The 25,709-nt window shown below is 59.8% G+C and carries 22 protein-coding genes and 6 tRNA genes; 18 read left to right on the forward strand and 10 right to left on the reverse strand.

Translation table 11 applies throughout. The annotated features are described in order from the left end of the window. Entirely contained in the window at positions 1-1,452 is a 1,452-nt protein-coding gene (locus tag ACB035_RS11465; RefSeq protein ID WP_371167324.1) for an aminoacyl-histidine dipeptidase, read from the reverse strand. 947 nt (positions 1,453-2,399) lie between these two features. On the opposite strand from ACB035_RS11465, the gene gpt reads away from it, so the two are divergent. The 5 genes from gpt (at position 2,400) to ACB035_RS11490 (ending at position 7,335) form a co-directional block, all read left to right on the forward strand. Then, positions 2,400-2,867 (forward strand): xanthine phosphoribosyltransferase, encoded by a 468-nt coding sequence (gene gpt / locus ACB035_RS11470; RefSeq protein ID WP_005339007.1) that lies wholly within the window; start codon positions 2,400-2,402, stop codon positions 2,865-2,867. A gap of 172 nt (positions 2,868-3,039) precedes the next feature. Beyond that, a complete protein-coding gene (gene frsA / locus ACB035_RS11475) occupies positions 3,040-4,308 on the forward strand; it encodes an esterase FrsA (RefSeq protein ID WP_005349360.1) in 1,269 nt (422 codons plus the stop codon). Between the two features lie 62 nt (positions 4,309-4,370). Then, on the forward strand, positions 4,371-4,763 hold the full coding sequence (gene crl, locus ACB035_RS11480; RefSeq protein ID WP_005339003.1) for a sigma factor-binding protein Crl: 393 nt from the start codon (positions 4,371-4,373) through the stop codon (positions 4,761-4,763). A 180-nt stretch (positions 4,764-4,943) separates the two neighbouring features. Then, positions 4,944-6,047: a glutamate 5-kinase gene (gene proB / locus ACB035_RS11485; RefSeq protein ID WP_279497509.1), complete on the forward strand. Its 1,104-nt coding sequence runs from the start codon at positions 4,944-4,946 to the stop codon at positions 6,045-6,047. 34 nt (positions 6,048-6,081) lie between these two features. Next, entirely contained in the window at positions 6,082-7,335 is a 1,254-nt protein-coding gene (locus ACB035_RS11490) for a glutamate-5-semialdehyde dehydrogenase (protein WP_236372646.1), read from the forward strand. Positions 7,336-7,420: 85 nt separating this feature from the next. On the opposite strand, the gene ACB035_RS11495 is transcribed toward ACB035_RS11490, so the two are convergent. Genes ACB035_RS11495 through rsgA form a run of 5 tightly spaced genes read right to left on the reverse strand, consistent with a single transcriptional unit; the run spans position 7,421 to position 10,255 of the window. After that, positions 7,421-7,810, reverse strand: a complete 390-nt coding sequence (locus ACB035_RS11495; protein ID WP_371167325.1) for a hypothetical protein — start codon at positions 7,808-7,810, stop codon at positions 7,421-7,423. A gap of 2 nt (positions 7,811-7,812) precedes the next feature. Next, a complete protein-coding gene (locus ACB035_RS11500; RefSeq protein WP_005338984.1) occupies positions 7,813-8,064 on the reverse strand; it encodes a DUF2960 domain-containing protein in 252 nt (83 codons plus the stop codon). Further along, complete coding sequence (locus ACB035_RS11505; RefSeq protein ID WP_005349372.1) at positions 8,054-8,323, reverse strand: VF530 family DNA-binding protein; 270 nt, start codon at positions 8,321-8,323, stop codon at positions 8,054-8,056. The genes ACB035_RS11500 and ACB035_RS11505 overlap by 11 nt, the downstream gene beginning before the upstream one ends. Then, positions 8,320-9,192 (reverse strand): archaetidylserine decarboxylase, encoded by an 873-nt coding sequence (gene asd, locus ACB035_RS11510; protein WP_026034874.1) that lies wholly within the window; start codon positions 9,190-9,192, stop codon positions 8,320-8,322. The genes ACB035_RS11505 and asd overlap by 4 nt, the downstream gene beginning before the upstream one ends. A 28-nt stretch (positions 9,193-9,220) precedes the next feature. Then, a complete protein-coding gene (gene rsgA / locus ACB035_RS11515) occupies positions 9,221-10,255 on the reverse strand; it encodes a small ribosomal subunit biogenesis GTPase RsgA (RefSeq protein ID WP_043822940.1) in 1,035 nt (344 codons plus the stop codon). Positions 10,256-10,346: 91 nt separating this feature from the next. Between rsgA and orn the strand changes: the two genes are divergently transcribed. From orn to ACB035_RS11550, 7 genes are all read left to right on the forward strand, one after another. Beyond that, the gene (gene orn, locus ACB035_RS11520; RefSeq protein WP_042080584.1) at positions 10,347-10,892 is read left to right on the forward strand and encodes an oligoribonuclease; all 546 of its coding nucleotides are present in this window, start codon (positions 10,347-10,349) and stop codon (positions 10,890-10,892) included. Positions 10,893-11,070: 178 nt separating this feature from the next. Beyond that, a tRNA-Gly gene (locus ACB035_RS11525) sits at positions 11,071-11,146 on the forward strand. A gap of 37 nt (positions 11,147-11,183) precedes the next feature. Beyond that, a tRNA-Gly gene (locus ACB035_RS11530) sits at positions 11,184-11,259 on the forward strand. 33 nt (positions 11,260-11,292) lie between these two features. Then, positions 11,293-11,368: transfer RNA gene (locus ACB035_RS11535), tRNA-Gly, on the forward strand. A 25-nt stretch (positions 11,369-11,393) separates the two neighbouring features. Further along, positions 11,394-11,469, forward strand: a tRNA-Gly gene (locus tag ACB035_RS11540). 24 nt (positions 11,470-11,493) lie between these two features. Then, a tRNA-Gly gene (locus tag ACB035_RS11545) sits at positions 11,494-11,569 on the forward strand. A gap of 24 nt (positions 11,570-11,593) precedes the next feature. Then, positions 11,594-11,669 (forward strand) — tRNA-Gly (locus ACB035_RS11550). Positions 11,670-11,897: 228 nt separating this feature from the next. Here the strand turns inward: ACB035_RS11550 and ACB035_RS11555 are convergent. From ACB035_RS11555 to ACB035_RS11565, 3 genes are all read right to left on the reverse strand, one after another. After that, positions 11,898-12,107, reverse strand: coding sequence for a cold-shock protein (locus ACB035_RS11555; RefSeq protein WP_005338972.1), 210 nt, complete (start codon positions 12,105-12,107; stop codon positions 11,898-11,900). A gap of 274 nt (positions 12,108-12,381) precedes the next feature. Then, a complete protein-coding gene (locus ACB035_RS11560) occupies positions 12,382-13,050 on the reverse strand; it encodes a LysM-like peptidoglycan-binding domain-containing protein (RefSeq protein WP_279464387.1) in 669 nt (222 codons plus the stop codon). A 99-nt stretch (positions 13,051-13,149) separates the two neighbouring features. Then, the gene (locus ACB035_RS11565; RefSeq protein ID WP_371167326.1) at positions 13,150-15,252 is read right to left on the reverse strand and encodes a methyl-accepting chemotaxis protein; all 2,103 of its coding nucleotides are present in this window, start codon (positions 15,250-15,252) and stop codon (positions 13,150-13,152) included. A gap of 274 nt (positions 15,253-15,526) precedes the next feature. Here ACB035_RS11565 and gltX point away from each other — a divergent pair, with 274 nt between their 5' ends. Next, complete coding sequence (gene gltX, locus ACB035_RS11570; RefSeq protein WP_257696650.1) at positions 15,527-16,942, forward strand: glutamate--tRNA ligase; 1,416 nt, start codon at positions 15,527-15,529, stop codon at positions 16,940-16,942. 140 nt (positions 16,943-17,082) lie between these two features. Here the strand turns inward: gltX and ACB035_RS11575 are convergent, their stop codons facing one another. Then, a complete protein-coding gene (locus tag ACB035_RS11575) occupies positions 17,083-18,333 on the reverse strand; it encodes a methyl-accepting chemotaxis protein (protein WP_371167327.1) in 1,251 nt (416 codons plus the stop codon). Between the two features lie 101 nt (positions 18,334-18,434). Here ACB035_RS11575 and ACB035_RS11580 point away from each other — a divergent pair, with 101 nt between their 5' ends. The 5 genes from ACB035_RS11580 (at position 18,435) to hemE (ending at position 25,668) form a co-directional block, all read left to right on the forward strand. Next, positions 18,435-19,187, forward strand: coding sequence for a potassium channel family protein (locus ACB035_RS11580; RefSeq protein ID WP_005354446.1), 753 nt, complete (start codon positions 18,435-18,437; stop codon positions 19,185-19,187). A 146-nt stretch (positions 19,188-19,333) separates the two neighbouring features. After that, on the forward strand, positions 19,334-19,939 hold the full coding sequence (locus ACB035_RS11585) for a TIGR04211 family SH3 domain-containing protein (protein WP_005335443.1): 606 nt from the start codon (positions 19,334-19,336) through the stop codon (positions 19,937-19,939). 313 nt (positions 19,940-20,252) lie between these two features. Next, positions 20,253-23,417 carry a bifunctional proline dehydrogenase/L-glutamate gamma-semialdehyde dehydrogenase PutA gene (gene putA, locus ACB035_RS11590; RefSeq protein ID WP_371167328.1) on the forward strand — a complete coding sequence of 1,055 codons (3,165 nt, stop codon included), beginning with the start codon at positions 20,253-20,255 and terminating at the stop codon, positions 23,415-23,417. A 221-nt stretch (positions 23,418-23,638) separates the two neighbouring features. Further along, positions 23,639-24,418 carry an NAD(+) diphosphatase gene (nudC, locus tag ACB035_RS11595; protein WP_371167329.1) on the forward strand — a complete coding sequence of 260 codons (780 nt, stop codon included), beginning with the start codon at positions 23,639-23,641 and terminating at the stop codon, positions 24,416-24,418. A 182-nt stretch (positions 24,419-24,600) separates the two neighbouring features. Beyond that, a complete protein-coding gene (hemE, locus tag ACB035_RS11600; RefSeq protein ID WP_201954532.1) occupies positions 24,601-25,668 on the forward strand; it encodes a uroporphyrinogen decarboxylase in 1,068 nt (355 codons plus the stop codon). The last annotated feature ends 41 nt before the right edge of the window (positions 25,669-25,709 follow it).

Genomic DNA, 25,709 nt, shown 5'->3' on the forward strand with positions numbered 1-25,709 from the left:
TTATTTGGCCGGAATCGCTTCCAGTACGTGCACCAGCAGTTGCCAGAAACGCTCGACCGCCGGGATATGTACCTTCTCGTCAGGGGAGTGGGCACCGCGGATGGTCGGGCCGAAGGAGACCATGTCCCACTCCGGATAGGCGCTCTTGAACAGACCGCACTCGAGACCAGCGTGGATCACCATGACGTTGGGCATGGTGCCAAACAGGGTCTGGTAGCTGTTGCGTACCAGCGCCATGACGGGGGAGTCCACGTTCGGCGCCCAACCCGGATAGGCACCGGTGAATTCGCAGCTGGCGCCTGCCAGGGTGAACAGGGAGCGGGTCATCTGCTCGATGCTCTCGCGGCCGGAGTCAATCAGGGAGCGGATCAGGCACTGGACGTACACTTCGCCATCCTGAGTCTTGATGACCCCCAGGTTGGTGGACGTTTCGGTCACGCCGGGCATGGCGTCGCTCATGCGCATCACGCCATTTGGGCAGGCCATCAGGGCATCCAGCAGGCGCTGCTGCAGGGAGACGCTCATCAGCTTGGCCGGTTTGGCGGCGCTGTTGACCAGCACGGTCAGGTTCGGCTCGGTGGCGGCCAGTTCGGTCTGGTAGATCCCGGTGTAGCGGTCAACCAGCGCCTTGAACTCGTTTACGCTGGCAGCGGGCACCAGCAGGGTGGCGCGGGCTTCGCGCGGGATGGCGTTGCGCAGGGTGCCGCCGTGGATCTCGGCCAGACGCACACCCAGCGGCTCGGCTGCTTTGAGCAGACGCACCAGCAGCTTGTTGGCGTTGCCACGGCCGCGATGGATATCGCAACCTGAGTGACCGCCGCGCAGTCCTTTTACGGCCAGTTCGAACGCTTCGCCTTCGCTGGCATCAACCAGCTCGAGCGGGAAGCGGATATTGGCATCCACACCGCCAGCGCAGCCCATGTAGACCTCGCCATCCTCTTCGGAGTCGGTGTTGAGCAAAATTTCGCCCTCCAGCCAGCCCGCTTCCAGACCGAAAGCACCGGTCATGCCGGTCTCTTCGTCTGTGGTCAACAGCACTTCCAGCGGGCCGTGCTTGATGCTCTTGTCAGCCAGCACTGCCAGGCAACCGGCCATGCCGATACCGTTGTCAGCACCCAGGGTGGTGCCACGGGCAGTGACCCACTCGCCATCTACATAGGCATCGATGGGATCGGTCGCGAAGTCGTGTTTGGTGTCGGCGTTGGCTTGAGGCACCATGTCGATGTGGGCCTGCAGTACCACGGCTTTGCGATTTTCCATCCCCGGGGTGGCCGGTTTCTTGATGATGATGTTGCCGACCTTGTCCTGCTTGACCGCCAGACCTTCCCCTTGAGCCCATTGGATGATCCAGGCGCTCAGTTTGGCTTCATGTTTGGAAGGGTGGGGAATGGAGCAGATCTGTTCGAAGAAATGCCAAATCAGTTTGGGAGAGAGAGAGCTAAGCTGTGCCACGTCGGGACTCCTTACCAGCACGGAATTAACAGGGCCCCATCAGCGGGCCGGGGAAGAGGATAACGATAATACAGTCAATCACACAAAAATGTGAGCAATCAGCGCAAATCGCAGGCAGCTTGTGCTGGCTGATGGCAACCAGGCAGTACGATCGTCAAGTTCGGACGACGCTGACCGATAGAAAAGAAAATGTGTGACCGATCTCACAAAAATATTGAATTTAATGCACCGACTGGTAAATTAGCTCCCGTGGTTCGCCACCCGTCAGGATGACGATGAAAGCCTCCAGGGAACCGAAGCAAAGCAAGTGCGCCTCCATGGAACCGAGTGTTCGTTCAAGGATTTGAGCCCGCATAAAGGTACGTAACTTGTTAAGCAATCAGGAGTTTCAATATGCCAGGCAGCAACTCAACCTATTGGTTTGCCCCCTCTTTGTATACCCAGGGTTTCAGCTACCCTAACCCCTTCGTCACTCGTCGCTAAGACGAGCTGCCCAACCAGGCAGAGGCGAGAAAGCAGCAGGTGCGTGAGGTTAAACCTCCCCCCTGCTATTTTTTTATCTGCGATTTGCCGCACAGCCCATTAGGACTCGGCAGCAGGGACGGCAGGTTGGTCGTTTGGCTCTCTAGATGTGCCGAATGGAGAGGGTGATGCCGATTTTTCCTGTTTTTGGCATACGTTTGCCAGGCATTTTCTCTGCAAACGGTGCTATCATATCGGCCCAACAGCCTGTCCGCGGTTTGGACACATCATCTAACCGATCGCCGGATAAGCCCATCTTGCTTCCATTGTTATCAGATTTGCTGCCGAGGCTTAGCCCTGAGGCAGCCGAAGTGCAATCTGAATTCAGTCGGGCAAGGGCCGCCATTTACTGGCATCCGCAGGGATAATTGCGGGTGTTGTTATTTTAAGTGATTGTTTTTAAATAACTATTCGAGATCGATAACATGCCGAAAAAGTTCTATGTGTCGTGGGACAACCTGCAACGTGAAGCTCGCCGTCTGGCCCGTCGTCAGCTGCCTGTCAGCCAGTGGAAAGGTATCATCGCGGTCAGCCGTGGTGGTCTGGTGCCCGCAGCCCTGATGGCCCGTGAACTTGGCATTCGTAATGTGGAAACCCTCTGCATCTCCAGCTATGACCATGACAGCCAGCGCGAGCTGGTGGTCGTGAAGGCTGCCACCACCGCCGGTGACGGCGAAGGCTGGCTGGTGGTGGAAGATCTGGTCGACACCGGCACTACCGCCAAGGCGATCCGCGAGCTCTACCCGAAAGCCAAGTTCATCGCTATTTTCGCCAAGCCGATGGGCGAAGCGCTGCTGGACGATTTCGAAGTGGCGATCCCGCAGGATACCTGGATCGAACAGCCGTGGGATATGGCACTGGAGTTCGCCACACCGATTTGCGACGAAAAGTAACAGGATCGGGATGTGACGCTCGCTGCGTCCATTGGTCGCAACCGGCAATAATGGTTTCACAGGGCTCCAATTTGGAGCCCTGTTTTTTTGTGTATCAATCTGTTGCAGGGTGGCTGATGGGCAGTAAAAGTGGTTAAGATGAGCTATTGCCTGATATGAATGGGACACTATCTTGGACTTGAACGAAGACCTAAACCTGACCGAACAGCTCTTTACCCGCGTCAAGAAGGTATTGGAAACATCCGAGATCTCCAACTCCAGTGCGGCTGATCTGGCGCAAGCCGAGTCAGACGAGATGTTTATCGACGGATCCATGTCAAAGAGCTGGTATCGCCTGCTGCGCCGCCCCTCCTGGACCTGGCAGGGGGCTGATCCCATCGAAGTGGAGCAGACCCTGGCCCGTATCGCCATGGCGACCGGCGAGCGCACCCACGATTGCTATCTCGATACCATCAAGGGCTATGTGCCCGGCAACTGGATCTACGAGTGGAGTCAGGTGGCTGGCAACTATTTCAAGCAGGGCCGCGAACTGCGCGAGAAGGGTGATCCTTCTGGCGCCTTGAAACAGCTGCTCAAGGCGGTGCGCTACTACTCCATCGCCAGCTATCCCCATCTCAAGGATGACGAGCTGGCGGATCAAGCCCAGTTGCTTGGCAACATGGCCTATCGCGAGGCAGGTCGCCTGTTCAAGGTGCCGCTCAAAGAGATCCAGGTGCCTTTTCGCGGCAAGCATATTCAGGGTTATCTCCACCTGCCGACGACCGAAAAACCGGTGCCGCTGGTGATCATCAGCGGCGGGATCGACTCCCTGCAGCTCGATTTCCTCAACTTCTATCTCAAACGGCTCGAGCCCAACGGCATCGGCATGCTCTCCCTCGATATGCCCGGGGTTGGCTATGCCGAGCATTGGCCGCTGGTGCAGGATACCAGCCGCCTTCATCAGGCGGTGCTCCATTACCTTTCCGAAGTGGCCTGGGTCGATCATCAGCGTATCGCCATGGTGGGAATGCGTCTGGCGGGCAATATCGCAGCCAGACTGGCCTTTATCGAACCCTTTAAGCTGCGCACCGTGGTCTGTGTCGGCGCCGGTGTCAATCAGGTGTTTACCAATCAGGAGCTGTTTGCCAAGTGTCCGCGCATGATGCGGGACAGTCTGGCCAACCGGTTGGGGGCTGATGCGGCGCAGTGGGATGGCATGCGTACCAAGTGCCAGGTATTTTCACTTAAAACACAAGGATTACTGGGGACTCGCACCTCTGTGCCGATATTGAGTATTGGACACAAGCGAGATTTTATTTGTCCCGAGCAGGATGTACGGGCATTGGCGGCGGCCAGTCGTAACGGTAAGGCCATCGTATTCGACAAACAGCCTTTGCTGGAGGTGTATGACAAGGCGCTGGACGAAATCGTCGAGTGGCTGAAACAGCATTTGTGTACCTGATATTGCGCTAAAGAACTGACGCCATCCCGAGGTGGCGCGGCTTGTTTAACAGGGAGGTTAACATGTCTGAAAGAGTGACCTACAAGCGACTGCTGAGGCAGTTTGCTGCCATTGGCCCCTATTTGCGCGAAGATCTCTGCGAAGAGGGGCGTTATCGTTTCGACTGCCTGTCGGTCTGTGTCAGCGCCAAGCCGGCGCCGGACAAACGGGAGTTCTGGGGCTGGTGGCTGGTGCTGGAGCAGGACGATCACCATTTCCGTTACCACTATCAACTCGGTTTCTACAATGCTGATGGTGAGTGGCTGGACAAGCCGATCCCCAAGAAGCACCAGGTAGAAGTGGAACGGACCCTCAACCGTTTCTACAAGCTCATCAGCGACAAACTGACGGCTCTGGAGTGTCAGTTAGCGCCAGCGGATCAGGTCACCAATGAGTTGACCGTGACCGCCGCTTGATCCCTGATGCCCGGCGAGCAGCATCCCGCTGTTTGCCGGGCCATCAGTCAGCCATCTCCCCTTCCGACCGCAATCATCCGGGCCTTTGCCCCATCTCCTCACCCCAGCGTTAATTGCCTTGCAGGGCACCATGGCCGTGGGTATAAAGATATTCCTTACTTTTTTAGCCTTTATGCTCCCATGGAAAACAGAACCATAGTCGTCAAGTTGGGCACCAGCGTGCTCACAGGGGGGTCTTCCCAGCTCAATCGTGCCCATATGGTCGAGCTGGTCAGACAGTGTGCGGCCTTGCACCGTCACGGCCATCGGGTCGTGGTCGTCACATCAGGGGCTATCGCCGCCGGGCGTGAACATCTGGGTCACCCGCCACTGGCGCCAACCCTGCCCAACAAGCAGATGCTGGCGGCGGTTGGTCAGACCCAGCTGATTCGGGTATGGCAGGATCTGTTCAACCTCTACGGTCTGCATATCGGCCAGATGCTGCTGACCCGCGCCGATCTGGAAGATCGGGAGCGCTACCTCAACGCCCGCGACACCATGCGCACCCTGCTCGATCACCGCATTATTCCGGTGATCAACGAAAACGATGCGGTGGCGACCGCCGAGATCAAGGTCGGCGACAACGACAACCTCTCCGCACGGGCCGCCATTCTGGCGGATGCGGATCTGCTGATCCTGCTGACAGATCAGAAGGGGCTCTTTACCGCCGATCCGCGCACCAATCCGGATGCCCAGTTGATCGAAGAAGTGCAGACCATCGACGATACCCTGCGCTCGCTGGCAGGTGACAGTGTCAGTGGCCTCGGCACCGGCGGCATGGCTACCAAGCTGCAGGCCGCCGATGTGGCGCGCCGCGCCGGCGTCAACGTGGTGATCGCGACCGGCCAGATGCCGGAGGTGATTGGCCGTCTTGCCAAGGGTGAGCGGATTGGCACCCTGTTTCCCGCGCTGGCGTCCCCGCTGGAAGGACGCAAGAGCTGGATCCTGGCAGGCCCACCTCCTCACGGCGAAGTGCATGTGGATCCGGGCGCAGTGGCCGCCATGAAGGAGAAAGGCTCCAGCCTGCTGCCCAAGGGGATTGTGGCAGTCAAGGGCGATTTCATTCGGGGCGATGTGGTGCGTATTCTTGATCCCAAAGGCGCCGAGTTGGCGCGCGGTATCTGCCGTTACGACCATCTGGAGCTGGATAAACTGCGCGGCGTCCACTCGGATCAGATTGAGCAGGTACTGGGCTATGGATATGGTTCAGTAGCCATCCATCGAGACGATATGGTGCTGCTCTAATCAGGGCGGCACAGCATGAACAAAGGGAAATGAGATGAGTCTGGAGAAAATGGGGCAGGCGGCCCGAGAAGCCGCCTATCAGCTGGCTACCATCAGCACGGCGCAGAAGAATCGGGCGCTGGCCGCCATCGCCGACGAGCTGGAGGCGCGCAGTGAGCAGATCCTCGCCGCCAATGCGAAAGATATCGCCGCCGGCCGTGAGGCAGGCTTGTCAGAAGCGATGCTGGATCGCCTGCTACTCAATCCGGCCCGGCTGGCCGGTATCGTGGCGGATGTGCGCAAGGTAATTACTCTGGATGATCCGGTCGGCGCCGAAATGGATAGCCGAGTGCTGGAAAATGGCCTGCGGCTCTCCCGTCGTCGGGTGCCCATCGGGGTTATCGGCGTCATCTACGAGGCGCGCCCCAACGTCACCATCGATATCGCCAGCCTCTGCCTCAAGACTGGCAACGCCAGCATATTGCGTGGCGGGCGCGAGACCTTCCACTCCAATCTGGAGCTGGTGCGGGTGATCCAGCATGCCTTGGCGGCCTCCGGTCTGCCCGAGGCGGCGGTGCAGTACATTGACAACCCGGATCGGGCGCTGGTCGGCGAGTTGCTGCGTCTCGACCGCTATGTGGACATGATCATTCCCCGCGGTGGTGCCGGCTTGCACAAGATGTGCAAGGAGAACAGCTCGATTCCGGTCATCATCGGCGGTTTCGGCATCAGCCACATCTTCGTCGACGAGAGCGCCGATCTGGTGCGCTCTCTGGCGGTTATCGACAACGCCAAGGTGCAACGCCCCTCCGCCTGCAATGCCCTCGATACCCTGCTGGTGCACGAGAAGGTGGCTGCCACCTTCCTGCCGCAGCTGGTGACGCTGATGAACGAGCGCAAGGTGACGCTGGTGGCTGCGCCCAACGCCATGACGCTGCTGGCGGGCGCCGACAACCTGTGCGAGGCGGGGCCGGAGGATTTCGATACCGAGTGGCTGGGATTGACTCTGGGGGTCAAGCTGGTGGCGGATGTGAACGAGGCGCTGGCCCATATGCGCGAGCATAACGCAGGCCACTCCGATGCCATCCTCACCAACGATCTGGCCAACGCCGAGCGTTTCGTCAACGGGGCCGGTTCGGCGGCTGTCTACGTCAACGCTTCGACCCGCTTCACCGATGGCGGCCAGTTTGGGCTGGGGGCTGAAGTGGCGGTGTCGACCCAGATGCTGCATGCCCGTGGCCCCATGGGGTTGACCGAGCTCACCAGCTACAAGTGGGTAGGGCAGGCCGATTACCTCAGCCGCGCCTGATAACAGGCTTTTGCAAAAACAAAAATGCCGACCCCAGGGTCGGCATTTTATTTGGTGGATATCGTGAAGATATCAGGCGCTCGGGTTATTCCCCGTGATAGAGCGCCTTGTCACCTTGCTTGAGCACATAACCCTTCCAGATAAAGAGGGTGTAGCCGCTGCCCTGCCACGACCAGTTGCCCTCCGCACCCTGACGGGTCAGCGCAAGCAGCTCGCCGCTTGGTAGATGCAGTTCGGCCTGCGTCTGATCGGCGTTGAACAGCACGAAGGCGCTGCTGGTCTGGCTGGCATCGGTTGGATTGAGCCGGATACCCTCTTCAAACAGGCGCATACATTTGCCAGTCAGTGCTGACCACTGATAGCCCGCACTGCCGATACAGCCGTGGCTGTCGCGATCGCTGCCAACCAGATGTTGTTCCGGTGTACTGCATGCCGCCAGTAGCAGAGAGGCGGCCATCAGAGTCAAGGTGCGCATGGTTACTCCTGAAGATCCCGTTCGATGACGATGTTGGAGAATCCCAACTCTTTGAAGTAGTTCTCCTGATAATCTTTCACGCTCTTTTTGTCACGGCGGCAAACCTGAGCCAGCTGGGCCTCCATGGCGTGAAAACTGGTGAGATCCAGCCCTTCGGCAGCGGCGATGGCGTCGTAGATGCTGCGGAACTTATCGTTCGCGTAGCCGATCTCTTTGGCCTGTTTTTTATAGGTGTACGTAATCTTAAAGGCCATCTTGCCCTTCCTTCTTCGATTTGGCTTGCTTGCGCTGGACGTAGAGGTAGAGGCTTTCGACCTTCTCCCGAGCCCAGGGGGTCTTGCGCAAGAACTTCAGGCTGGACTTGATGCTGGGATTATCGGTGAAGCAGCGGATATTGATCTGCTGCCCCAGCTCTTCCCAGCCGTAGTGTTCGACCAGCGCAGTGACGATGGCTTCCAGCGTCAGCCCGTGCAGCGGGTTGTTCTTCTGCGAGGCGTTCGGTTGCTCGCTCATGCCTGCTCCGCCAGCTTGGCAAAGGGCTGACCCATGCGGGTGGTGACGCCATTGGCCAGATGGGGCTCGAAACCGGCCAGCATGCCCGGGCCAAACAGGCAGACGACAGTACTGCCCAGTTTGAACAGCCCCATCTCGGCACCTTTTTGCAGGGTAATGGCCTCGTCGCCGGTGTAGTCCCAGCGCACCACCTTCTTCTCTTTGGTCGGCGCAATGTTGCCGGCCCAGATGGTCTCGATGCTGGCCACGATAGTCGCACCGACCAGCACCAGCGCCATCGGGCCGTGCGGGGTGCGGAAGGTGGCGACCACCCGCTCGTTGCGGGCAAACAGGTTTGGCACGTTCTCGGCGGTGAGCGGGTTGACGGAGAAGAGATCCCCCGGCACGAACACCATGCTCTCCAGCACGCCATCCAGCGGCATGTGGATGCGGTGGTAATCCTTGGGCGCCAGATAGATGGTGGCGAAGTCGCCATCCTTGAACGGCGCCACCAGATCCTCATAGCCGCCCAGCAGCTCGCGGGCGCTGTAGTCGTGACCTTTGGCTTGGATGATGCGCCCCTGCTGGATCGGGCCGAGCTGGCTGACGGTGCCATCCACCGGCAGCGCCAGAGTCATGGCATCTTCTACCACGGGGCGGATACCGGGCTTGAGCTCGCGGGTGAAGAACTCGTTGAAGCTCTTGTAGTGGGCCGGGCTCTCGTGCAGCGCCTCGCTCATGTCGACCTGATACTGCTTGATAAAGGCCTCGATCACTTTGGTGGTGATGTTACCCGCTTCGGCGGCGGCAAATTTGCCGATCAGACGGGAGAGGGCGTGCTTGGGCAGACAGTATTGACCGGCAATTTTCAGGTTGTCAGTAATGCTCATGTTCATCATCAACGTAGGTTTATTAGGGTCACAGGCGCGCTTGCTGGCGACCGTGACGGGCTTCCTGCATGGTTTCCAGGATGCGGTGATAGTTGTGGAAGCGATCGGCGCTGATGGCGCCCGCCTCGACCGCGGCGCGCAGGGCACAGCCGGGATCGTCCTTGTGGGTACAGTCGCGGAACTTGCAGCCACCCAGATAGTCTCGAAACTCAACGAAGCACCAGGTGATGCGGTCGGCCTCCAGATGCCAGAGGGCGAACTCGCGGATCCCGGGGGAGTCGATGAGATCGCCACCGCTCGGGAAGTGGTAGAGCCGCGCCGTGGTGGTGGTGTGCTGGCCGAGCCCCGAGTTTTCGGAGATCTCGCCGGTGAGTACATCCAGCCCCGGCATCAGGGCGTTGGTGAGCGACGACTTGCCCACCCCGGACTGGCCGACGAAGATGCTGATCTTGTCGGTTAGGGCTGCCTTGAGTTCATCCAGCCCTTCGCCGCTCTCGCAGCTCACCAGCAGCACCTCGTAATTGAGTTTGCGGTAGGTTTCGAGCTGGCTTTCGATGCGCGCTCTGGCGGCATCATCGAGCATATCGACCTTGTTCAGCACGATGAGGGGGCGGATCTCCACATCCTCGGCGGCCACCAGGTAGCGGTCGACGATATTGGTGGAGAACTCGGGCATCACCGCCGAGACGATGATGATCTGGTCGATATTGGCGGCGATGGGTTTGACCCCGTCGTAGAAGTCCGGCCGGGTCAGTACCGAGTGGCGCGGATGCACCGCCTCGATAACGCCCGCTGTCGCGGCATTGAGGCCGGGACGCCACACCACCTTGTCGCCGCACACCAGACTGCTGATGCTGCTGCGCCGCAGATTGCTGCGGTGGATGGTGCCATCGACCGCTTCCACGTCTGCGTGCTGACCAAAACGGCTGATCACCACCCCTTCGATGGCGGGGCCAAACAGGGTGTCATCCACCACTGTGGTGTGATCTTTTTGCAGCCGCCGCTCGCGGTTGGCCTGGACGCGCCTTTGTTGACCCAGATTGAGTTTTGCTTTCTTTGCCACTCGATTCGCCAGTTTATGAACAGATCCAAAGCCAGTATGATACATGCAAATTGGCAAAATTCCGCCATTCCTCCCAATAGAGAGAGCAATCATGACAGTCAGCGCGCAGAACCTGGTATGGATCGACATGGAGATGACGGGTCTCGACCCCGAAGAGAACGTGGTACTGGAGATTGCCACCATAGTCACCGACAAGGATCTGAACGTACTGGCCGAAGGGCCGGTCATCGCCATTCATCAGAGTGATGAAGAGCTGGCCAAGATGGACGACTGGAACGTCAACACCCATACCAAGAGCGGTCTGGTGGCCCGGGTCAAGGCGAGTCAGCACGATGAGGCGAAAGCTATTGCCGAGACCCTCGAGTTCATTCGCCAGTGGGTGCCGGAGCGCACCAGCCCGCTGTGCGGCAACAGCATCGGTCAGGATCGCCGCTTCATGGTCAAGCACATGGCCGAGCTGGAAGCCTTCTTCCACTACCGCAACGTCGACGTCAGCACCATCAAGGAGCTGGTACGCCGCTGGCAGCCGGAGTTGCTGGATCAGTTCAAGAAGAGCGGCACCCACCAGGCGCTGGACGATATCCGCGAATCCATCGCCGAGCTGCAGTTCTATCGCAGCCACGTCTTCAAGATCTGATTCCCCGGCAAGGGGTTGTCATACTCTGGCTGCTAAAATCGACAGTTCGGCCAGCTTTTGAGCGAACGCGCGCAACCAGACAAAAAAGCCCTTGCAATTGGAATGACTGCTCTTATAATTCGGCTCCCGTACAGTAGCGCAAGCAACCAAATGCTGTACGGCCTGTTTTAAGGTAGTTGCGGGAATAGCTCAGTTGGTAGAGCACGACCTTGCCAAGGTCGGGGTCGCGAGTTCGAGTCTCGTTTCCCGCTCCAAAAATCTGATGATGACACTGGTGCAAACCAGCCCGATGCGGGAATAGCTCAGTTGGTAGAGCACGACCTTGCCAAGGTCGGGGTCGCGAGTTCGAGTCTCGTTTCCCGCTCCAATCATCAGCCAGCCTCAAGACAACCAAATTGTTGCGGGAATAGCTCAGTTGGTAGAGCACGACCTTGCCAAGGTCGGGGTCGCGAGTTCGAGTCTCGTTTCCCGCTCCAAAAAATTTGTAAGTGATATTCCGATGCGGGAATAGCTCAGTTGGTAGAGCACGACCTTGCCAAGGTCGGGGTCGCGAGTTCGAGTCTCGTTTCCCGCTCCAATCACTTGTAAATGACATTCTGTTGCGGGAATAGCTCAGTTGGTAGAGCACGACCTTGCCAAGGTCGGGGTCGCGAGTTCGAGTCTCGTTTCCCGCTCCAAACATTTGTAAGTGACATTCCGTTGCGGGAATAGCTCAGTTGGTAGAGCACGACCTTGCCAAGGTCGGGGTCGCGAGTTCGAGTCTCGTTTCCCGCTCCAATATCTCTTCGAAGTTTTCATAATCCCTCTGAATTGCCCCTCACATCGCACTGCGATGCTTTATCGTATCTGGCGTTTACTAGGCGCGTCTCTACCACCTCCTGCAAACAGGAAGGCGGTACGGGTTCATTGTGCGGGTTGTACGTGGGAAAGGTGGTTGGCAGGAAGAATTGCGGGCAAAAAAGAGGAGGGGCCTTGGCTCCTCCTGCATGATTCACTGGCGCGGGCTTAGACCAGAGTAACGTTTTCAGCCTGAGGGCCTTTTTTGCCCTGGGTCACAGTGAACTGGACTTTTTGACCTTCAGCCAGGGTTTTGAAACCGGTGCTCTGGATGGAGGAGAAGTGAACGAATACGTCCGGACCCTGGGATTGTTCAATAAAGCCAAAACCCTTGGTTTCGTTGAACCATTTTACCTGGCCGGTGCGAATGTCAGACATGTGCTAAATCCTATCAATAACAAAATGAAACTAAGCCCGTGCTGGGCTGCATTTGCCTTGCAATCAGGGGTTGGCTCATGACTGACCACGTCTCTTTGTCCCAGTAGCACGTAGAACAATCCCTGTCTAAAGCACAAACGATTGTACGTTAGCGCCGATCCTTGTCAATTTGACCCCTTTCGTTTTTTGAACAAGCTAAAAATATTGTGAAGTCAGTAGCTTATTTGAAGATATTTGACTGAAAAAAACGGGAGGCCAGCGCCTCCCGTTTTTGTTATTCCTTGAGGGCGAACCCTTCACCCTGCCGGTCGTAGCGGTAAACCGCCTGACCGTATGAGCGGATCTCCACCCGCTGGATGCGGCGGGTGTCGTCCACCAGGATGAAGATAGAGCGGCCCGATTGCAGGCGGGTCAGGGGACGATCCGGCCCCTCGATGGCGATCAGGCGGCTCAGCTCGGCACCCGGCAACTCGAATTTGCGCCAGATGGAGTAGAGGGTCTCACCCGCCTGCACATCGTGTTGCAGCCAGGTACCGTTGACCTTCTCTTCGACTGGTTTGGCTGCCATGGGGGCACTGCCTGCCGCGCCATTACCGACAGTTAGCGCCTGAGCGGGCACGGCCAGCGGCACTTCCAGCGAGCCGGAAGGGGCGGCTTTGGGGGCGGATGGTGCCGGCTCCCAGGCCAGCACCAGCAACCAGAGCGGGATCAGGATCAGCAGACCTATGGTGTTTTTGCGGGGCAGCGGGCTGGACAGCTTGAATTTGCCTGCTTTGGCATCCTGGCGGCGTTGGCCGAGGTTGCTCATCCCTTGGCCAAAACGTTGGCGCAGGGACAGGGTCGCGGCATTGATGCGATGGAGCAGGGATCCTTGTGATTCGTCTTGGCGACGCTGCTGGGCTCGTCTGTTATGGCCTCGTGGGCGACGGTCCGGGGTGGGCACGGCATTTACCTCTCACTACATTGCCTGCCATCAGGCAAATTCGCCGCCTATGGTAAACGGACTCGCCCCCGAGGGGGAGAGTCCTGAGGCGGAAAATTATCAGCTGAGACGAAATTGACCCAATAATTGCTGCAATTTGTCGGCCGCCTGACGCAATGCCTGACTGGCTTTGGCCGTTTCGGTCGCATCCTGAGCAATGTCGTTGGCCAGTGCGTTGGTTTTTGACAGGTTGCCGGAGACGGTTTCTGAGACCGAGCTCTGCTCTTCGGCGGCGGAGGCGATCTGATAGGTCATGTCGTTGATGGTGGAGATGGCCTGGTAGATGCTGCCGAGCGCCTCTTCCGCCAGATCCGCCTCGCCCACCGCCTGATGGGTCAGCTGCTGGCTCTGGGTGATGGCGTTGACTGCATTGGTGGAGCTGAGGCGGATCTTCTCTATCAACTCCTGGGTATTCTGCACCGCCTGCTGGGTATTGCCCGCCAGTTTGCGCACCTCGTCGGCCACCACCGCAAAGCCGCGGCCCTGTTCGCCAGCCCGTGCAGCCTCGATGGCGGCGTTGAGAGCCAGCAGGTTGGTCTGATCGGCAATTCCCTGAATGACGGTGAGGATGCTGGTGATCTGGGCGCTGTCGTGAGCCAGCCCTTCCACCACTTCGGCCCCTTTGCCGGCTTCTGCCGCGACCTTGTGCATCGACTGGATCACCTGCTGGAAGCGCTCCTTGCCCTGATCGGCTGCGCCTTGCGCCTGTTTGGCCGAGTCGGCGGTGTTGTTGGCGTGGGTGGCGACCTCCTGACTGACGTAGGACATCTCCTGTACCGCGGTCAGCATCTGCTCCATCTCCGCCTGATGGTGCTGCAGGTTGTTGTCGGTCTGACCGGCGATGCGATCGGTGTCACCGGCGTAGCGGTTCACCTCGCTGGCAGTCTTGAGCACATCCCCGAGCAGCCCTTGCAGCTTGTCGATAAAGCGGTTGATCCCCTTGGCGAGATCCCCCAGCTCATCGACAGAGCGGGTTGCGAGACGTTTGGTGAGGTCCCCTTCACCATCGGCGATGTCATCCACCAGGCTGACCATCTTGCGGATGGGACCAGTGATGCTGCGGGCAATCACCAGCATGGTGGCCAGCGCCAGCACCAGTACGATAAAGGCACCGACCAGCTGCTGGGTCACCGCGGCCCGGTTCATCTCATTGAGCTGGCTCTCCAGTTGATCGGCGCCCGCCAGTACCACCTTGTAGGGCAGGGTGACGATGATGGCCCAGTTGCGGCTCATTCCCGGCACCATGATGGGGACGGAAATACGGAATGACTCGTCCAGCTCTTGACGCTGAACTTCCGGTTTCAGGTACTGCTGCCACTGGTTGCCCAGCACCTTACTTGCGCTGCTGCCGAGCAGGCTGGCATCGCCGCTGGTGCCGGTGATGACACCGGCGGCGCTGACGATCAGGGTTTCGCCCTTGCCGTCATAGATGTTGCTGTTGAGGCTCTTGGCCTGACGGCTGATGGAGTCCACCGCCAGATCCAGCGCGGCGATCCCCTTGAACTGACCATCCACCATGATGGGGGTGGTGATAGTGCTCACCAGCACCTGCTGGCCGTTGATATCCACCTTGAAGGGATCGATCAGACAAGACCGTCCTTCCCGCTTTGGGCAGGCGTAGTAGTCGTTGGCGGGATTGCCGAATTCGTCCGGGTCGGTTTTTTCGATGGAGAGCAGCAGATCGGTACCGATTTGATCCTTGTCGCGATAGAAGTAGGGCACGAAGCGCCCCTTGTCATCACTGCCCAGCGCACTCTGGCCAGCAAAGCTGGCATCCTGACCGTCGAAACCGTTGGGCTCGAAGCCGGCAAAGGCGCCATAGAGCTGGGGCTCCAACGCCAACTGTGCTTTGAGCAGGTCGGTGGCCTGCTGGCGATCCAGCGGCAGTTTGCCCTGTTGTTGCAGGGCGAGGGCGCTGGCCATCTGCTGGGTGTAGGAGAGCCCTTTTTGCAGCAGTTGGGTGATGGTGGCCGCCTCGGCGCGGGCATTGGCGCTGACCTTCTGCCAGGCCTCCTGCTGCAGCGCTTCACGGCTGGAGCTGATGGTGAGTTGTTGAGTCTGCTGACCCGAGTATTGGTTGAGCAGGATCAGGATGACTAGGGCTGCGGTCATGGCGATCCCGGCCATCACTAGAATGCGATTCTGGATAGAACGGAACTGCATCGTCTCTTCCTTGTTCGTGAGAAGTGTGGTGAGCGTTATTTGGGTATCGACCGGAGGAGGCAGCTCTCCAGCATTGTGCATAGCAAATCGGAAACGGGGCTTCTGTTTTGCGATCCTCTTCAAATATCGGGCTACAGATGCAAATGGCGACAGATTTAATCCCCTACTTTAGCCCGCAATGGCGTCATGGTTTTCCCATCCGTGATTGTCGGTGCTAAAATGCGACGGTTTTTTCTAACGAATTGGCCCAAGGCCCTCTACACAAGGCTTAAAGATGAAAGTCAAAACCCGTTTTGCTCCCAGCCCGACCGGCTTTTTGCATGTCGGCGGTGCCCGTACCGCACTCTATTCCTGGTTGTTTGCAAAGAACCAGGGCGGTGAGTTCGTGCTGCGTATTGAGGATACCGACCTGGAACGTTCCACTCAGGAGGCGATCGACGCCATCATTGAGGGCATGGAATGGCTGGAGCTGAACTGGGATGAGGGCCCCTACTACCAGACCAAGCGCTTCGATCGCTACAACGCGCTGATCGACGAGATGCTGGCCGATGGCCGCGCCTACAAGTGCTACTGCTCCAAAGAGCGTCTGGAAGCGCTGCGTGAAGGCCAGATGGCCAACGGCGAGAAGCCCCGTTATGACGGCAAGTGCCGCGACCACGCCCACGATCACCCGGCCGATGCGCCGCACGTTATCCGCTTCCGCAACCCGACCGAAGGTTCCGTGGTGTTCGATGACCACGTCCGTGGCCGCATCGAGTTCGCCAACACCGAGCTCGACGATCTGATCATCCGCCGTACCGACGGCGCGCCGACCTACAACTTCTGTGTTGTAGTCGATGACTGGGACATGGAGATCACCCACGTGGTGCGTGGTGAAGATCACATCAACAACACCCCGCGCCAGATCAACATCTACAAGGCGCTGAACGCGCCGGTGCCGGAGTTTGCCCACGTCTCCATGATCCTGGGTGACGACGGCGCCAAGCTCTCCAAACGCCACGGTGCCGTTTCCGTGATGCAGTACCGCGATGACGGCTACCTGCCGGAAGCGCTGCTGAACTATCTGGTACGTCTGGGCTGGTCCCACGGCGATCAGGAGATCTTCACCCTGGAAGAGATGATCAAGCTGTTCAGCCTGGATGCCATCTCCAAGTCCGCCTCTGCCTTCAACACCGACAAGCTGCTGTGGCTGAACAACCACTACATGCGCAGCCTGGATCCGGCTTATGTGGCCAAGCATCTGGCATGGCACATGGAAAACCAGAAGATCGACACCAGCAATGGCCCGGCTCTGGCCGACGTGGTCACTCTGCTGGCCGAGCGTTGCAACACCCTGGTTGAGATGGCCGCCCAGAGCCGCTACCTGTTCGAAGAGTACGAGGCGATCGACGAAGCGGCTGCCAAGAAGCACCTGCGTGGCGTAGCTGCCGAGCCGCTGGCTCTGGCCAAGACCAAGCTGGCCGCACTGGATAGCTGGACCACCGAAGCGCTGCACGAGCTGATTGAAGCGACCGCTGCCGAGCTGGGTCAGGGCATGGGCAAGGTTGGTATGCCGCTGCGTGTGGCCGTCACCGGCCTAGGCCAATCCCCTGCCATCGACGCCGTAATGGCACTGGTGGGCAAAGAGCGTGTACTGGCGCGTATCGACCGTGCACTGGCTTACATCGAAGCCCGCATGGCTGCCGAGTAAGTTGTGCAAGAGTGGGCGAGGCGATAGCCGAGCCTGCCCTTTGTCCGATAGAAAAAATCCGAAACCACTGGTTTCGGATTTTTTTATGGCCAGAGCGGTGGCGGGGCATAATGGCGGTCATGCCCGACCAAGGAAAGCTGTCAGACGAGTTTGAAGGAGTGGATCTGGCTGTCGAGCGCCTTGCTGTGCTGCTCGACCAGTTCGGAGGCCTCTTGCAGTTCACGCAGCACCACGACGGAGCCTTCGGCGATCTGCTTGACCTGTTCCAGATTGCCGCGCATCTCTTCGGCGACCGAGCTCTGTTGCTCGGAGGCGGCGGCGATGTGGCGGTTCATGTCGGCGACACCCTGTACCCGCTGCACTATGGTGGCGAGCTGGGTACCGGCCTGGGTCACCTGTTCCACCCCCTTGTCGGCCTGCTGTACGCTTTGGGCCATCAGCTCGCCAGCCTGATGGGCATTGCCCTGCAGCTGTTCGATCATCTTCTGGATCTCGACGGTGGCGGCCTGAGCCCGGTTGGCCAGTTCACGCACTTCGGAGGCCACCACGGCAAAGCCACGGCCCGCTTCACCGGCGCGGGCCGCCTCGATGGCGGCGTTTAGTGCCAGCAGGTTGGTCTGTTCCGAGATGCCGCGAATAGTGTCGACCACAGAGCCAATGCGCTCGACCCCCTGCTCTACTTCGTTGACCACGGTAGCGGAGCGCTGGATGTTGCCGGAGAGAGTGTCTATGGTGCTGACGGTATCGGCGACGCAGCGGCTCCCCTCTTCCGCCAGCTGGCTGGTTTCGGCGGTGGCGTGAGAGGCCTGATCCGCATGGGCGGCCACTTCGCGAATGGCGCCGACCATCTGGCTCATGGCGCTGGCCAGCTGTTCGATCTGGGTGAACTCTTCGTTGATCGCTTCGTTGGCCTCTTCCATGCAAAGGGTCACCTGGGAGGCGATGTCGTTGAGCTCCTTGCAGGCGGCGCGCTGGTTGCCAAACACCTCTTTGAGGTTCTCCTGCGAGTGGGAGACCGCCTTGGCGATGTCACCGAATTCGTCACGAGACTTGAGCAGTACCTTGTGGCTGAGGTCCCGCTTGGCGAAGCGCTCCAGCAGGCCCACCAGATAGTGCACCTGCTTGACCATCAGGCGGGAACCGGTGAGCAGCAGGATCACGAACAGCAGCCCCATGATGGCGGTCTCCATCAGGCCGGTCCAGAGCAGGCGATTGGAGATCGCATCCGCCTTGGCGGGATCGAGCCCTTCGCTGAGCAGGGTCGCTTCCAGATTGTTGGCGTCAAACCAGAGTTTTGTCAGTAGCAGGAGGGTACTGAACACCATCAGCAGCACCACTTTGGGTACCAACCGGATGTTGCTCATTCTTTTCTCCAGCAGGTTCAGCTGCATTGTCATTCTCCTTTTAAAAGCCGTTTTTTCCTTTGCCCTCAGGACTATCGGCATTATCTTCTCTTTTATTAATTTGCACTGTGCTTAAAGTTGGAAAATGTATGCGACATCACTTAACTCATCTGCGGGCGATGGATCTGCTGATGGCATTTCTGTCGATTATCTCGGTTGTGCTGGTGACGGCCCGCTGGTGGGGCCATGAGAGCCTGACACCACAGACCCTGCAGCTCTTCTATGACCTCGACAGTCTGATCTGCTACTTCTTCCTCGCGCACTTTGCTTATGGCTGGATCCGGGCCTCTGATCGCAAGGCCTATTTCAAGGCCAACTGGATCTATCTGCCGGGTAGCCTGCCGATGGCGGAGCAACTGCGCTGGGCGCGGTTGATCCAGCTGTGGCGGGTCTATCAGCTGTTCAAGGAGCACCCGGATCTCTGGGCCATGTTCCGTCGCGAGCGCAACGAGACCACCCTCTCAGGCATCCTGTTTCTGTTCTTCCTGCTGCTGGGGGTGGGCTCCGGCGTCATGTACTGGATTGAGTCAGGCCAGCCCGGCAGCCAGATTGAGACACCCTATGACGCGTTCTGGTGGACGCTGGTGACCCTCTCGACAGTCGGTTACGGCGATCTGGTGCCCAAGACCGAGGAGGGGCGGTTTGTCGCCAGCCTGCTGATCCTGTTCGGGGTCGGTCTGTTCGGTGCCATCAGCGGTTTTATGGCCAGCCTGTTTTTGCAGCCCAACAAGGGGGATGGCGAGACCGACAAGTGGCGTCATCACTACAACAACCAGCAAGAGGAGCTGCTGCGGGAGATCCGCGCCCTGCGCAGCGAGGTGCAGGAGCTGAAAAACAAGTGAGACCGCAGACGGGCAAGTTGCGAGGTGACTCGCAACTCTGCGCTCTTTATCTGGGGGGAGGTGCTTTTTCTTTGCTTGTCCTTTAACCTGCTGGCGGCTTAACATTCAACCTCTTGTCCAAACCTGAAAAAGAGAACCGATCGACCATGCGCGCCCTTCTCGGGATTTTGATCTGCTTGTGTGCCCAACAGGCACTGGCCGATACCCGTTATGTTTCAGACAACATCTTTACCTATATCCACAATGGCCCGGGTACCCAGTACCGGATCCTTGGCAGCGTCAAGGCTGGTGAACCGCTGGAGGTAAAGGCGGTGAACAGCGAGGCCGGTTTTACCCAGGTGGTGGACGGTCGTGGCCGCGAGGGGTGGATCAAAAACAGCGAACTGCAGAGCCAGATCAGCCTGCGCGAGCGTCTGCCCCAGGTGGAAAAAGAGCGCGATGAGCTTAAAGATCGCTTGCAGAACCTTAACGGTGACAACGAGAAACGCTTCACCGAGAAGGATGGCCAGATCGCTGCCCAGAGCAAGGAGATCGCTGCTCTCAAGGCCCAGCTGGTCAGTCAGGGTGAGGAGATGAGCAATCTCAAAGAGCAGAATGATGCCCTGACCCAGAGCTACGACAACCAGGAGCACGACATGCAGATGGACTGGTTTATCCGTGGTGGTGCCATGGTGGGGGCCGGTATTCTGCTTGGCATCCTGCTGCCGATGCTGCCCCGTCGTCGCAGCCGCGGCGATCGCTGGATGAACTGACAGCATCTGGCTGAATGAATTGCTGAGAAGGGTCGCCGTGGCGGCCCTTCTTTTTTGGGGCGCATTGGGCGGAATGCGTGGCTGCTTTGCGATAGAGCAGCGGTAGATCGTATACAAAATGAAGTCAGATGACCCTCACGCTTGCTGGCGTATTGGCTTCAAAAGGGAATTCATGGGGGGAATGAGCGATCTTTGTTAAAGATTGGCAACAAATTCATTTCATATAGGGTGCAACATTGTATACATTATCGGCGTTTCGGCGGCGCGTCCGCCTTTGTCGATATCAGCCCTAGGGCGTACAGGAAGACCCCATATGTTCAAAGCTACTCAAGTGCTTGCCGCTGACTATATCCCCTCCGATCTGGCCGCCCTGCGCGAAGCCATCACCCATAACTACGTGGTGGATGAAAATGCCTATCTGGCCGAACTGTCGGCCATGTTGCCGGGGGATGGCGCCTCGCTGGAGCAGGTGACCCAGCGTGCCCGCACTCTGGTGACCAAGGTGCGCAAGGAGAGCGGCTCCGGTGACGGTATCGACGCCTTCCTGCAGGAGTACAGCCTGGATACCCAGGAGGGGATCATCCTGATGTGTCTGGCCGAGGCGCTGCTGCGCATTCCCGATGCCGAGACCGCCGACGCCCTGATCAAGGACAAGCTCTCCGGCGCCAACTGGTCCTCCCATTTTCGCAAGAGTGATTCCACCCTGGTCAACGCCTCCACCTGGGGGCTGATGCTGACCGGCAAGATCATCAAGCTGGACAAGAAGCTCGACGGCAACCCGGCCAACCTGCTGGGGCGGATGGTCAACAAGCTGGGGGAGCCGGTGGTGCGCTCCGCCATGTACGCCGCCATGAAGATCATGGGCAAGCAGTTCGTGCTGGGGCGCGACATGAAAGAGGCGCTCAAGGCGAGCCGCAAATCCCGCGAGCTGGGCTACACCCACACCTACGACATGCTGGGTGAATCGGCACTGACCATGCAGGATGCCGACAAGTATCTGACCGATTATCGTAACGCCATCGAGGCGGTGGGCAACGAGCGCATCAGCGACGGCGGCCAGGCCCCCTCCATCTCCATCAAGCTCTCGGCGCTCCATCCGCGCTATGACGTGGCGAACCGCGAACGGGTGCTCGGCGAAATGTGCGAGCGGCTGGTGGGGTTGGTGCGGCTGGCCCGCGACAAGGATGTGGCCATCAGCATCGATGCCGAAGAGATGGACCGTCTCGAGCTCTCTCTCGATCTGTTCGAGCAGCTCTACCGCTCCGACGCCAACCGTGGCTGGGGCAAGCTCGGCATGGTGGTGCAGGCTTACTCCAAACGCGCCCTGCCGGTACTCTGCTGGCTCACCGCGCTGGCCCGCGAGCAGGGTGACCTCATTCCGGTTCGCTTGGTAAAAGGCGCCTACTGGGACAGCGAACTGAAATATGCCCAGCAGGCGGGCCTGCCCGGCTACCCGCTCTTTACCCGCAAGGCGGGCACCGATATCTCCTATCTCGCCTGCGCCCGCTACCTGCTGAGCGAGCCGACTCGCGGCTTTATCGCCCCCCAGTTTGCCACCCACAACGCCAATACCGTGGTCAGCATTCTGGAGATGGCCGGTGATCGCCAGTTTGAATTCCAGCGTCTGCACGGCATGGGGGAGGAGCTGCACAACGCCGTGCTAAACGACAATCCCGGCCTGCACTGTCGCATCTATGCGCCGGTCGGCGCCCACAAGGATCTGCTGCCCTATCTGGTGCGCCGCCTGCTGGAAAACGGGGCCAACACCTCCTTCGTTCACAAGCTGGTGGACCCCAACACCCCGGTGGACTCGCTGGCCGAGCACCCGCTGCGCACCCTCAAGCGCTACTCCGGCTTTGCCAACGACCGGATTCCGCAGCCGGTGAACCTGTTCAGCGACCGCAAGAACTCCAGCGGCGTCAACATGAATATCCTCTCCATCCAGCGCCCCTTCTTCGCCCGCTTGAAAGAGCTGGAGAGCAAGCAGTGGCTGGCAGGCCCCATCGTCGATGGCGAGACCCTCAAGCGCAGCGAGGCACGTACCGTGCTGAGCCCGCAGGATGTGAGCCTCATCGTCGGCAAGATCCACTGGGCCGATGAGCAGGCGGTGGAGCAGGCGCTGGCATCGGCCCACGCGGCCTTCCCGCGCTGGCGTGAAACCCCGTTGAGCGAGCGTGCTGCCGCGCTGGAGAAGCTGGCGGATCTGCTGGAAGCGAACCGCGAGCAGTTTGTCTCCCTCTGTACTCGCGAGGCGGGCAAGCTGCTGCAAGATGGCATCGACGAGGTGCGTGAAGCGGTCGATTTCTGCCGCTACTACGCGGTGCAGGCCCGCAGCCTGATGGGGCAGGCGACCCTGCTGCCCGGTTACACCGGCGAGCAGAACGAGCTGTTCCTGCAGGGGCGCGGGGTGTTTGTCTGCATCAGCCCGTGGAACTTCCCGCTGGCGATCTTCCTCGGCCAAATCGCTGCGGCGCTGGCCACCGGCAACACCGTCATCGCCAAGCCTGCCGAGCAGACCGGCCTTATCGCCCATCTGGCGGTGACTCTGGCCCATCAGGCCGGTATTCCGGGCGACGTGCTGCAGCTGCTGCCCGGTGACGGCGCCACCGTGGGGGCCAAGTTGACTGCGGACTCGCGCATTGGCGGCGTCTGCTTCACCGGCTCCACCGAGACCGCCAAGCTCATCAACATGACTTTGGCCCAGCGCGATGGCGCCATCCTGCCACTCATCGCCGAGACCGGCGGCCAGAACGCCATGATCGTCGACTCCACCGCCCTGCCGGAGCAGGTGGTGCGCGACGTGGTGAGCGCCGCCTTCCAGAGCGCCGGTCAGCGCTGCTCGGCCCTGCGGGTGCTCTACCTGCAGGAGGAGATCGCCGAGCGGGTGCTGGAGATCCTCACCGGCGCCATGCAGGAGCTCAAAGTGGGCAACCCGGCCGAGCACAACACCGACGTCGGCCCGGTGATCGATGCCGATGCCAAGACCAGTCTCGATGCTCACCTCGCCTACATGATCCCGCGTGCTCGCCTGATTGCCCAGGCGCCGATGCCGGCCGCAACCATGGAGGGACACTTCGTCCAGCCGACCGCGCTGGAGATTGGCTCCATCCGCGAGCTGGTGAAGGAGCAGTTCGGCCCCATCCTGCACGTGGTGCGCTACGCCACCCGGGATCTGGACAAGGTGATCAGCGACATCAACGGCACCGGCTACGGTCTGACGCTCGGGATCCACAGCCGCAACGAATCCCACGCCGAGGAGCTGGCAAGCCGCATCAATGTCGGTAACGTCTACATCAACCGCAACCAGATCGGCGCCATGGTCGGGGTGCAGCCGTTCGGCGGCCAGGGGCTCTCCGGCACCGGTCCCAAGGCGGGCGGCCCTCACTACCTGAGCCGTTTCGTCACCGAAAAGACCCGCACCATCAACACCACCGCGGTGGGCGGCAACGCCTCCCTGCTGGCGATGGGTGATGCCTGATCCGCGTCGATAGAGGCCGGATACGGGATGCCGGATAACAACGGGCCGCCTTCGGGCGGCCTCTTTATTTGCACCATCCGTTTTTTACGAATGGGACAATCGGCCACGGCGGGGTCGTCAGCGACCCGTGCTGGTCGTAAGATGGGAGCCATTCGCGCGGCGTTTGCCCCTTGCTCGGCCAGCCGTGGTCAGGGTTCTGTTTTAACGAGAGTGTTTATCTGATGTCATTAACCGAACAAGCCCGCTGGTTCGTGCTGGGGGGCGATCATCTGGTACTGCTCGATCAGCAGGGAGAGGTGCCACAAGGAAGTAAAGCGTGCCTGCCCGCAGCGCTGGCCGGTGCCCGTTTCGAGCGTTTTGATGAGTGGCAGGGGCTGCCCTGCTATCTGCTCGATCTGGGGGCTGAGGCCGACACGAGCGCTATGAGCCCGCTGCGCCAGCTGATGGTGGCGGGAGACGAAGAGGGCTTTCGCCTCGCAGGGCGTGCCTGGCAGCTCGTTACCTTCCGCCGCACCCACCGTTTCTGCGGCGAGTGCGGCGCCCCCATGACCCCGAAGGCGGGGGAGTGGGCGCAGGTGTGCCAGCAGGGGCACAGCGTCTATCCGCGTATCTCTCCCTGCATTATCGTGGCGGTGCGCAAGGGGCCGGAGATCCTGCTGGCGGCCCATCGCCGTCACTATCAGGCGGACGATCCCATGTATACCGTGTTGGCCGGCTTTGTGGAGGCGGGGGAGAATCTCGAGCAGTGCGTGGCGCGGGAGGTGTTCGAGGAGAGCGGCATCCGGGTGCGCAATGTGAGCTATGTGGCGAGCCAGCCCTGGCCCTTCCCCCACAGCCTGATGATGGGCTTTACCGCCGACTACGAGAGCGGCGAAATCCGGGTGCAGGATGACGAACTGGTCGCCGCCGATTTCTTTGCTGCCGACCGGCTGCCGCGTTTGCCACCTCACGGCACCATCGCCCGGCGGCTGATTGAGTTGTCACTGGCTGGCGAGGGGTAACGAGGCGCTTATCTTTTCGCCAATCTTTTTGCACTTCTTGTTACAAGCGGGGCGGTCAGGTTTGCGCCCCTTCACATCTTTGCAACTGTGCGCCCATTTGCCACGTTTTGGGCAGTCCGATCCGGTGGGCAAAGTGGTATTATGGCCGCCATTTTATGCGTGATACGAACTCAGGAACTGGGATGAAAGAGCTGAAGAACGATCGATACCTGCGCGCCCTGCTGCGTCAGGACGTGGATATGACCCCGGTATGGATGATGCGCCAGGCTGGCCGCTATCTGCCGGAATACAAGGCGACTCGCGCCCAGGCGGGGGATTTCATGTCTCTGTGCCGCAATGCCGAGCTGGCCTGTGAAGTCACCCTGCAGCCGCTGCGCCGCTACCCGCTCGATGCCGCCATCCTCTTCTCCGACATCCTCACCGTGCCCGATGCCATGGGGCTGGGTCTCTACTTCGAGCAGGGTGAAGGCCCGCGATTCGAGCGTCCGATCACCTCCATGGCCGATGTGCAGGCGCTGCCCATTCCGGATCCGGAAGATGAGCTGGGCTATGTGATGAACGCAGTGCGCACCATCCGCCGTGAGCTGAAGGGCGAAGTGCCGCTGATCGGCTTCTCCGGCAGCCCCTGGACCCTGGCCACCTACATGGTGGAGGGGGGCAGCTCCAAGGCGTTCACCAAGATCAAGCAGATGATGTACGCAGAGCCGCAAACCCTGCACCTGTTGCTCGACAAGCTGGCCGACAGCGTGATTGCTTACCTCAACGCCCAGATCAAGGCGGGTGCCCAGGCGGTCATGGTGTTCGACACCTGGGGCGGCGTGCTCACCCCGCGCGATTACCGCGATTTCTCCCTGCAGTACATGCACAAGATTGTCGATGGCCTGATCCGCGAGCACGACGGTCGCCGTGTGCCGGTCACCCTGTTCACCAAGAACGGCGGTCAGTGGCTGGAGCAGATCGCCGCCACCGGGTGCGATGCGCTGGGTCTGGACTGGACCACCGACATTGCCGACGCCAAGCGCCGGGTCGGTGACAAGGTGGCGCTGCAGGGCAACATGGATCCCTCCATGCTCTACGCCACTCCGGCTCGCATCCGTGAAGAGGTAGCCTCCATTCTGGCCGGTTTCGGTCACGGTAATGGCCACGTATTCAACCTCGGCCACGGCATCCATCAGGATGTGAACCCGGAGCACGCCGGTGTGTTCGTCGACGCGGTGCACGAGCTCTCTGCCCAGTATCACAGTCGCTAAGGCCGGGGCGAGAGAAGAAGAGTTTGTTTGAAATCCGGGGC

It is taken from the genome of Aeromonas sp. S12(2024), assembly GCF_041402305.1.
Lineage (GTDB): Bacteria > Pseudomonadota > Gammaproteobacteria > Enterobacterales > Aeromonadaceae > Aeromonas > Aeromonas veronii.

Bases quoted from the DNA above. Each gene is read 5' to 3' on its own strand.
- gpt (WP_005339007.1), top strand. From the start codon at position 2,400: ATGCCGAAAAAGTTCTATGTGTCGTGGGACAACCTGCAACGTGAAGCT.
- crl (WP_005339003.1), top strand. From the start codon at position 4,371: ATGTCTGAAAGAGTGACCTACAAGCGACTGCTGAGGCAGTTTGCTGCC.
- proB (WP_279497509.1), top strand. From the start codon at position 4,944: ATGGAAAACAGAACCATAGTCGTCAAGTTGGGCACCAGCGTGCTCACA.
- ACB035_RS11490 (WP_236372646.1), top strand. From the start codon at position 6,082: ATGAGTCTGGAGAAAATGGGGCAGGCGGCCCGAGAAGCCGCCTATCAG.
- ACB035_RS11495 (WP_371167325.1), bottom strand. From the start codon at position 7,810: ATGCGCACCTTGACTCTGATGGCCGCCTCTCTGCTACTGGCGGCATGC.
- ACB035_RS11500 (WP_005338984.1), bottom strand. From the start codon at position 8,064: ATGGCCTTTAAGATTACGTACACCTATAAAAAACAGGCCAAAGAGATC.
- ACB035_RS11505 (WP_005349372.1), bottom strand. From the start codon at position 8,323: ATGAGCGAGCAACCGAACGCCTCGCAGAAGAACAACCCGCTGCACGGG.
- asd (WP_026034874.1), bottom strand. From the start codon at position 9,192: ATGAGCATTACTGACAACCTGAAAATTGCCGGTCAATACTGTCTGCCC.
- orn (WP_042080584.1), top strand. From the start codon at position 10,347: ATGACAGTCAGCGCGCAGAACCTGGTATGGATCGACATGGAGATGACG.
- ACB035_RS11555 (WP_005338972.1), bottom strand. From the start codon at position 12,107: ATGTCTGACATTCGCACCGGCCAGGTAAAATGGTTCAACGAAACCAAG.
- ACB035_RS11565 (WP_371167326.1), bottom strand. From the start codon at position 15,252: ATGCAGTTCCGTTCTATCCAGAATCGCATTCTAGTGATGGCCGGGATC.
- gltX (WP_257696650.1), top strand. From the start codon at position 15,527: ATGAAAGTCAAAACCCGTTTTGCTCCCAGCCCGACCGGCTTTTTGCAT.
- ACB035_RS11575 (WP_371167327.1), bottom strand. From the start codon at position 18,333: ATGCAGCTGAACCTGCTGGAGAAAAGAATGAGCAACATCCGGTTGGTA.
- ACB035_RS11580 (WP_005354446.1), top strand. From the start codon at position 18,435: ATGCGACATCACTTAACTCATCTGCGGGCGATGGATCTGCTGATGGCA.
- ACB035_RS11585 (WP_005335443.1), top strand. From the start codon at position 19,334: ATGCGCGCCCTTCTCGGGATTTTGATCTGCTTGTGTGCCCAACAGGCA.
- putA (WP_371167328.1), top strand. From the start codon at position 20,253: ATGTTCAAAGCTACTCAAGTGCTTGCCGCTGACTATATCCCCTCCGAT.
- nudC (WP_371167329.1), top strand. From the start codon at position 23,639: ATGTCATTAACCGAACAAGCCCGCTGGTTCGTGCTGGGGGGCGATCAT.
- hemE (WP_201954532.1), top strand. From the start codon at position 24,601: ATGAAAGAGCTGAAGAACGATCGATACCTGCGCGCCCTGCTGCGTCAG.